General features: G+C 42.7%; 7 protein-coding genes. 6 read left to right on the top strand and 1 reads right to left on the bottom strand.

Translation table 11 applies throughout. The features are described 5' to 3' along the window. The first annotated feature begins 188 nt into the window (after positions 1-188). Positions 189-1,223 (top strand): hypothetical protein, encoded by a 1,035-nt coding sequence (locus P9B04_RS11370; protein WP_342055103.1) that lies wholly within the window; start codon positions 189-191, stop codon positions 1,221-1,223. 44 nt (positions 1,224-1,267) lie between these two features. On the opposite strand, the gene P9B04_RS11365 is transcribed toward P9B04_RS11370, so the two are convergent. Next, positions 1,268-2,149, bottom strand: a complete 882-nt coding sequence (locus P9B04_RS11365; RefSeq protein WP_342055102.1) for a tyrosine-type recombinase/integrase — start codon at positions 2,147-2,149, stop codon at positions 1,268-1,270. A 1,369-nt stretch (positions 2,150-3,518) separates the two neighbouring features. Here P9B04_RS11365 and P9B04_RS11360 point away from each other — a divergent pair. The 5 genes from P9B04_RS11360 to P9B04_RS11340 all read left to right on the top strand — a co-directional run bounded on the left by P9B04_RS11360 (position 3,519) and on the right by P9B04_RS11340 (position 7,075). Further along, positions 3,519-3,878 carry a hypothetical protein gene (locus tag P9B04_RS11360; protein ID WP_342055101.1) on the top strand — a complete coding sequence of 120 codons (360 nt, stop codon included), beginning with the start codon at positions 3,519-3,521 and terminating at the stop codon, positions 3,876-3,878. 1,444 nt (positions 3,879-5,322) lie between these two features. After that, positions 5,323-5,907, top strand: coding sequence for a hypothetical protein (locus P9B04_RS11355; protein WP_342055100.1), 585 nt, complete (start codon positions 5,323-5,325; stop codon positions 5,905-5,907). Between the two features lie 138 nt (positions 5,908-6,045). Beyond that, on the top strand, positions 6,046-6,189 hold the full coding sequence (locus P9B04_RS11350) for a helix-turn-helix domain-containing protein (RefSeq protein WP_342055099.1): 144 nt from the start codon (positions 6,046-6,048) through the stop codon (positions 6,187-6,189). 62 nt (positions 6,190-6,251) lie between these two features. After that, positions 6,252-6,530, top strand: a complete 279-nt coding sequence (locus P9B04_RS11345) for a helix-turn-helix domain-containing protein (protein ID WP_342055098.1) — start codon at positions 6,252-6,254, stop codon at positions 6,528-6,530. Between the two features lie 254 nt (positions 6,531-6,784). Next, positions 6,785-7,075 (top strand): hypothetical protein, encoded by a 291-nt coding sequence (locus tag P9B04_RS11340; RefSeq protein ID WP_342055097.1) that lies wholly within the window; start codon positions 6,785-6,787, stop codon positions 7,073-7,075. The last annotated feature ends 28 nt before the right edge of the window (positions 7,076-7,103 follow it).

Below are 7,103 nucleotides of genomic sequence, written 5' to 3'. Positions count from 1 at the left end.
AAGAGTTTTAGCCATCGTTCCTCATATCAACTTTTCTTGGTGCAAGATGTGAGTCTTATCTCTTAAATAGGAGAATAAAAGAGTCACTCTAAATGTTTCAGAAGTCAGGACACTATCGTTGTGTTACTATTTTTTCGATTAGGTCATGTTGTCATATCTAAGTTAAAAGCTTTAAAATTTATTAGATAATGAAAGTTTTACTTCATATTGGTACTGAAAAAACAGGAACAACAACTATCCAGCAATTTTTGTCTCAAAATCGCCAAAATTTATTAGCGGATGGTTATCTTTATCCTTCTTCTCCGGGAGAAATTAATCATACTAAGCTAGCTATATTTTCCTTAAAAAACACCAATATTCAGAATATTCATTGGCAGTTAGGGTTAACAACTCCTGAGCAAGTTTCCAATTTCCAATCCCAGTTTAAGCAAGATTTAGCACATGAGTTAAGTTTAAACCATGATAAAACAGTCATTTTATCCAATGAACACTGCTCATCTCGATTGACAAGGATTGAAGATATTGAACAACTAAAAATGCTTCTTAAAGAACACTTTAATGAGATTGAAATTATTATTTATCTACGTAGGCAAGATAAATTTTTAGTTAGTTCTTATTCCACAGCCATCCGTAGCGGTCGTACTAAATCCTTTAGTTTCCCTAATCAAAAAACTCTTAAAAATCGTTATGATTATTGGAATATTCTCCAAAAATGGGAATCAGTTTTTGGAAAAAATACAATTATAGTCAAAGTTTTTGAAAGGAATCAAATGATAGAAAACGATCTGTTAAAAGATTTTTTAAAGACTTGCAAAATAAACTTAGATAATAAGTATAAATTAACTAAGAGTTATAACGAATCTTTAGACATTTACTCTTTGGAGTATATCAGAATTATTAATAACTATTTTTCTTGGGTTGATCCTAGTAGAAATATTGATAGTAAAAGAAGGAAAATTGTGCAATTAATTTCAGATTATTCAATAAAATATTACAATAATAATGATTCATTAATATCTCAAAAATTCGCCGAAGACTTTATGTCCAACTTTGAACAGTCTAATCAACAGATAGCTGCCTATTTCCTTAATCGTTCAGATCGAAGATTATTTTATGAAGAGCTTAGCTATTCAGACAAAAAAGAAGTATCGAAAATTAAAATGTTTAAGCAATTTTGGAGACTAACTACTTTGCTATTGCAAAAAAGATTCTTAAAAGTGTGATCCTGTTTTGAACAATACCGAAGTTGAACAGATAGTTAGAGTCTCTAAACCCCCAAGTACAAAGCACTGGACTCATCCGGTCGCGCATGAAGGTAACGCTCCGTCATCGCAATATGGGAATGCCCCAAAGACTCCTTAACTAATTGGAGAGGTGCACCCCGCTCTAAACTATGGGAAGCATGACTATGACGTAGCCAATGAGGAGACACCTTCGCCTCTAAACCTGCCCTCTCAGCCGCTTTCCTCACAATTCGATTCACTTGTGAAGGATCAAGATGCCCTCCCTGTTTGCGACTCTTAAACAATGGAGCATTTAAACCCGCACCCCCTCGAAGCTGGCGTAACAGCTCCCACATCTCAGCACTAAAAACCACCACACGGGTCTTACCCCCCTTCCCTAATAGACTCACCTGAGCGCGACCTTCACTGAGTTCTTGAACATCCCGCCACTTCAAAACACAAACCTCAGACACCCTCGCCCCAGTCGCATACAAGAAACGAATCAAAACCAGATCGCGCAAATTCTTAGTCAGCTCAATCATCGCCCTAACCTGACTTTGACTCAGAATCCGTTCAGCCAGCTTCTCCTTTCCTTTGGGCAACTTAACCAGAGACCCCACATTCACTCGCAGCACTCCCACTCGATGGCCGAAGGTCAGCAAACTCTTAACCGCCGCTAACTTGCGGGAGATCGTGGAAACTTTGTACCCCCTTGCTCCCAAAGCATTAGAGAACGCCTGTAAGTCATTGAGAGTCACTTCAGACAACGGTAAATCACCAATCACCATCAAAAACTGCCTCACATCCCGTTGATAACCCCGACGGCTGTTGGGACTCTTATCATGGAGCCAGAGCGTAATCAGATCAGCATTAGCCGTCGCTTTAGCCATTGGATAACCCGCTTGGGAAACTCCCCCATCAGACATTAACACCTTCACTCAACACAGTTTAACCCCCCCAGAATACCAGAAAAGATAGTGTTATCTGGTATTTGTTTAGAGTCGGCGATCGCCAGAGGCGCACCTTTGGTGAACACACTTTTGGGGCAACTGGGAAAAGAAAATCTCTAAATCTGCTAATCTCAAAATCTTCTCATTTCGCTATCCCGTTCTCTTTGTTACTCAAAATAGCCAGTCTTCACTTTCCTAATACTTTCCTACATGAAGCTCTTGTGCGATCAGTTTCACCTTTTTTCTCTATCCCTAGCTCTCGCCTTCTTACCCCCTCAGCTACGCAATCGATCGCTTACCTCCCTTCGGTCGGAAATACATAACTCGATTAAGTGTTGCGCCCTATTGTCCCTATCTGGACGATGCAACACTCTATCTCGCCAGGGGAAACCCCTTGGAACCCACTTTCTTAGCTTCGCCATATTTTCTGGTTTAGCTGTCGCTCTATCTTAGTTAGCGTCCCGCTATCATCTGTTTGCTAGCTTCGCCTATTCCTCTTTTTAGCTATCGCCTGATTTGAGTTTTGCGCTCTTTCGGGATCTCAATCTCCTCAACTCTTGGAAGACGATCATCTCAACTTCTTTTAGAAAGGCAGTCAGTGATTAATGAGGGTAACACTTTTAACAAGGGAAGATGAGAAAGAGAATGGATTGACCCTCAGAGGCTCTTAGAAGCTCCAGGAAAGCTTTTTAAAGGCGGGATAAGATAAAAACCCTCGAAGGTGACTTGGACAAGACTTAAAGGCGATTCTTCGCGTCGCTGTTCAAATGACCAGGTTCAAGAACGGGGTTCCTGAAGGGGTGGATGCCCCTTAGCACGATCAGCGTTGACGGAAGGAGGTCTCTTACTGGGGAAAGCGAGTGAAACGAGATGACCAGTAAGAGGCTGACTGAAGGCAACGCGTAATCGTGATTACCTATCTGTGCAAAGGCGCAAAGGATTTTGGCTTGGGATTGTGCAATTGTACAATCCTACAAAGTTTTGCAAATTTGCGTGCAAAGGTGAAAAAGTGAAGCCCCTAATGGGCAGATGGGAAAGGATATTCTCATGTTGCTTTTGTTGGGCAACTGGGAAAGGAAATTTTCTATAGCATCCTGCTATGCCTTTCTAATGACTTTTTTGATGTGCTTGTTTTGGCTCGTAAGAGCGCAGTTATACATCAAAAATTTGATGTGGCTAGAACCCTTTCTGGAGAAAGGTTGTAGAGATTGGGAAACTCGGCACAGGTGGCTGCACATTTTAGGCGAGTTGAAGGGGAGTTCAACTACGAGGCAGTATGGGAAAAAGAATCAGTAAGTTTAACAAGTTATAGTTTATCATGGGGTGTAGAGGAACGCCCATTTTGATGATGACTAAGAAACGAACTCAGAGTAAAGAACAAGAGTTACTCACTAAGTTAGAAGCTTTAGAAGATCGAACCAATCCAGAGAACACAGATACAGCAAAAGGGTTTGTGTACCGCCACTTTGATGCGATTACGCAAGCTAAAGCGAAAGGATATAAATGGAGTGAGATAGCCGAACTCTTCATCGAAGGAGGCTACAAGCTCAAAGGCTCTACTCTCTCTTTCTACTACCGAAGCGTTAAAAAAGAACGCGGAGCAGCCGAGCAAAAAGCCCAAGCTGGAAGTAAGCGTCAAGCCGAACTGGCTAAGAAGAAAGAAGAACAACGAAAGCCAGAAGCTAGAACGAAAGGCTTAGGCTAAATCAGCTCAAGAATGAGTCTTTAACGCAATCTCGTCTAACACCAATTCCAATCTCATCAAGTGCTTGTTCTCATCAGTCATGCTCTATTCCTTTCCCAGTTGCCCAAACAAAGACGAGAAAGAAGGTGATTAACGGCTCACCCTCTAAAAAGCCAACTAAACCATCAATAACAACATTCACTAAAAACACTCCAAGAAACCTCTGACACACAAGTTACACCTATAGCCTGGATACACTATGGGCTACTGGTTCGTATCAAGGACGAACCAACATCCTTTTAGCTCATTACCTATGTAGAAATAGGGAGCTAATTCACTATGCTATGCTGAAAAACGTGCAGATCATTACATAGAATTTTGCTGAGTCCAAACAGAAAAGGTGAAACAGTATATATAGAGTAGAGACTAAAGCCCCCGTGTTACTGGAGTATCCTTAGCAAAATGGTATCGATTGGTAGTTAGCCTACAGCAGAGAAAGCGAGTTGAGTTCTGTATCTCACTCACCTTTCTTACCGCTTATTTCTTCGTGAAGTTAATGTGCCTTCAGGTCGTCATCTGGCTCATAGTCGGTAGTCAGCCGTAGCCACGCATCGTCAGACTGGCAGCCTATGATACGCTCTCTAGAAGTAGAGAATCTTATAACCGTCAGCTTTCAATCTGAGGTGTACAGTGTACTGGTAGTAAGCCAAGCACACGCGCTGTACCTAGATCAGCGCAGTACCCTAAGACTGTGCCAATTTAGGGTTAGTTGTCTGTTTAAGTGTCGCTCCTGTTGCATAGTCCATCGTAATGAACACCAGAGTTACCTAGTGCCACTTTCCTTAACATTAGAGGGTTAAGATTTCAGGGGATAGACGTTGGCAAACTCCCCTTACCGAATACGATTTTCATCAAAGCGATTTGCCCTTTACTCGGAAGTCATTCCTTCCCCAGCTTCGACACTATTACCGCCAAGCGCATTACACGCCGATAGGGTTGAGCTATTCGTCATACTTCCCTTTTCAGAAAGCACCGTGCTACGAAACACGAACATCCATGTCACCACAGATGGACTCCCCCTTAGCGGACTCACTTAAACGGCTGCACAGCAACCGAGTCATAGAGTGCGGATTTTCACCACTTCAACTAACCCATCATTGTCGCCAAACGCGAGTATCTGAGGACTTACCGAGTCGAATCACAAGATTACTCCTCGATGTAAGTTAAAGATTAAATTACATGAACGAGGTATTACTTTGTGAAGCCCTCGTTACCACTGGACGGGCTACTCTCGCAGCATCCAGCGCGGACACCAAGAACACGTACAGGAGGTATTCATAACTGTTTAGGTTATGCACTGTACTAGCTTTCAGGCGTTAACTAGACGCCATCCCCACCGTTCTTGAACCACGAAGAAGAATCAGTACCATGTACTATCATTTGGTCATGATAGGATACATAAGAAATGAAAGTCTATACTAACGTCAATAGTGCTGTATCAGCTCTCAGAAAAGATGTCATATCAAGGGGTTATAATTTCGTTCTCATAACGAGAGTGCCTCCCCACAAGTGCATTGAGACAGTTAAAGGGAAGCTCATTGAAGCTTATGGAGAAGATGAAGCACACAAAAGGTACAAGAGAAAGCAGAAAGGGTTAGCCGTCTTTAGGGTGGTAGTTCTCCAACCCAAAAGGCTTATTTTAGTGGCAGCTACCCCAGGAAAACACTCAAAGTTTTTTCTTAACAGAAACGTTGTTAATCTACGCAAACGTTGGGCAGAGTATGACATATATGAGTTGCGAAAAGATCCGACAAAGCAAGATTTGGTAAAAGTCAGGGTAAGAGCCGATGTTTTTACCGAGTGCTATAACCGACTAAAACTGCAAATTTTAACTAAGAAAAAAAACGAGTTAGAAACCGAGTTAAAATCGCTACCTTGGATTAAGTCACGAGACACTCAACTACAACGAGTAAGACTCATCAAAATGCTCAACAGACAGCGTAAAATCCACTCCAAGCCACTCATCCGACCAGAAAACGCAATGCCATAATCTTCTTTCCCATACTGCCTCATGACCTACCGTTACCTTAGCCTTGGCCGATGTACTTAATGAGGAAAACTCTATATACTCGTACTACTTCGCCAGACGGTGGTAAATTGGTGGCGAGGTAATGCGAGGATTAGTTAAGTGGATGAAATCTCAAAACAAGATGCTGCTCAGTACCTGGGTATTAGCCTCCGTGCCTTAGAACGCTACACTCAACAAGGACGCATCGGGGTTAAATACATCAAGGGCAAGCGTGGAAGACAAGCTCGTTACCAGATGAGCTAAAACGTCAGTTAGAAGAACCCATCCACAGACCAGCCCTAGCTAATGATGACAATGTCTACTCTTTGGCTCCTATTTCTCAGTCTCAGCCATTGGTCAGTATGGATGACCCGTCATCCTTGATTGATTCTCTTATCGCCCTGACCGATGCCATCAAATCCAATCCAGTTTTCCCCATTGAGAAGAAACTTCTACTCACCCTTAGTGATGCTCAGACCTTAACAGGTTTAGGAAAGGCTACCCTCAAGCGAGCCATCAAAGAAGGACAACTCAAAGCCATAAGGCTCGGCGGTTCCTGGCGAATTAAGCCGGCTGACTTAGAAGGTTACATCAACGGTCTGTGAATACCTCGCACATGGTCGCCTCTGTTGTCCAAAAGTGTGGCGACTATAGACGACCAATTATTTCCCGAACCTACTCGCCAGCATTTCGCCAACAACTGGCGAAGTATGGCGGTATTGCACCAGTCGGGCATTACAGGTACTCTTCAACCATGACATCGGTGTCAGTTGACACCACTTAAAAACGTCCTCCAAAGGTGCTGCTAACACCCATGGAAGACTGACCAACAACCCAACCTGTAACGGAGGCTGGAACGATGGCTAGTACCATATCTACGCTCTCAAACGAGCAAAATCAAGACCTAAATCATCAAAGATATCAACCATTTATCCCACTACTAAAGGGCGTGACAGTTATTGTCTTGCTGCTCAATAGTGCGTTCAATGTTGCCTATGGTTTCTCTCAGGGAATCGGGTGGGGACAGTGGATGATCGGCATGAGTTACGGCATGGGGGATCTGGTGCTGGTGTGCTTGATGTTGTTTCCCACCCGCTCAAAAGTCACCAAGGCATTGGGAACATTCTCATACCAAATCCGCTCTTTTTAACCCCCTTATAAAACCCTTTACTAATAGA

It is taken from the genome of Crocosphaera sp. Alani8 (assembly GCF_038442745.1).
In the GTDB taxonomy this organism is placed as follows: Bacteria; Cyanobacteriota; Cyanobacteriia; order Cyanobacteriales; family Microcystaceae; genus Crocosphaera.
This window is presented reverse-complemented; position numbering and strand designations above follow the sequence as displayed.

Bases quoted from the DNA above. Each gene is read 5' to 3' on its own strand.
- P9B04_RS11370 (WP_342055103.1), top strand. From the start codon at position 189: ATGAAAGTTTTACTTCATATTGGTACTGAAAAAACAGGAACAACAACT.
- P9B04_RS11365 (WP_342055102.1), bottom strand. From the start codon at position 2,149: ATGTCTGATGGGGGAGTTTCCCAAGCGGGTTATCCAATGGCTAAAGCG.
- P9B04_RS11360 (WP_342055101.1), top strand. From the start codon at position 3,519: ATGATGACTAAGAAACGAACTCAGAGTAAAGAACAAGAGTTACTCACT.
- P9B04_RS11355 (WP_342055100.1), top strand. From the start codon at position 5,323: ATGAAAGTCTATACTAACGTCAATAGTGCTGTATCAGCTCTCAGAAAA.
- P9B04_RS11340 (WP_342055097.1), top strand. From the start codon at position 6,785: ATGGCTAGTACCATATCTACGCTCTCAAACGAGCAAAATCAAGACCTA.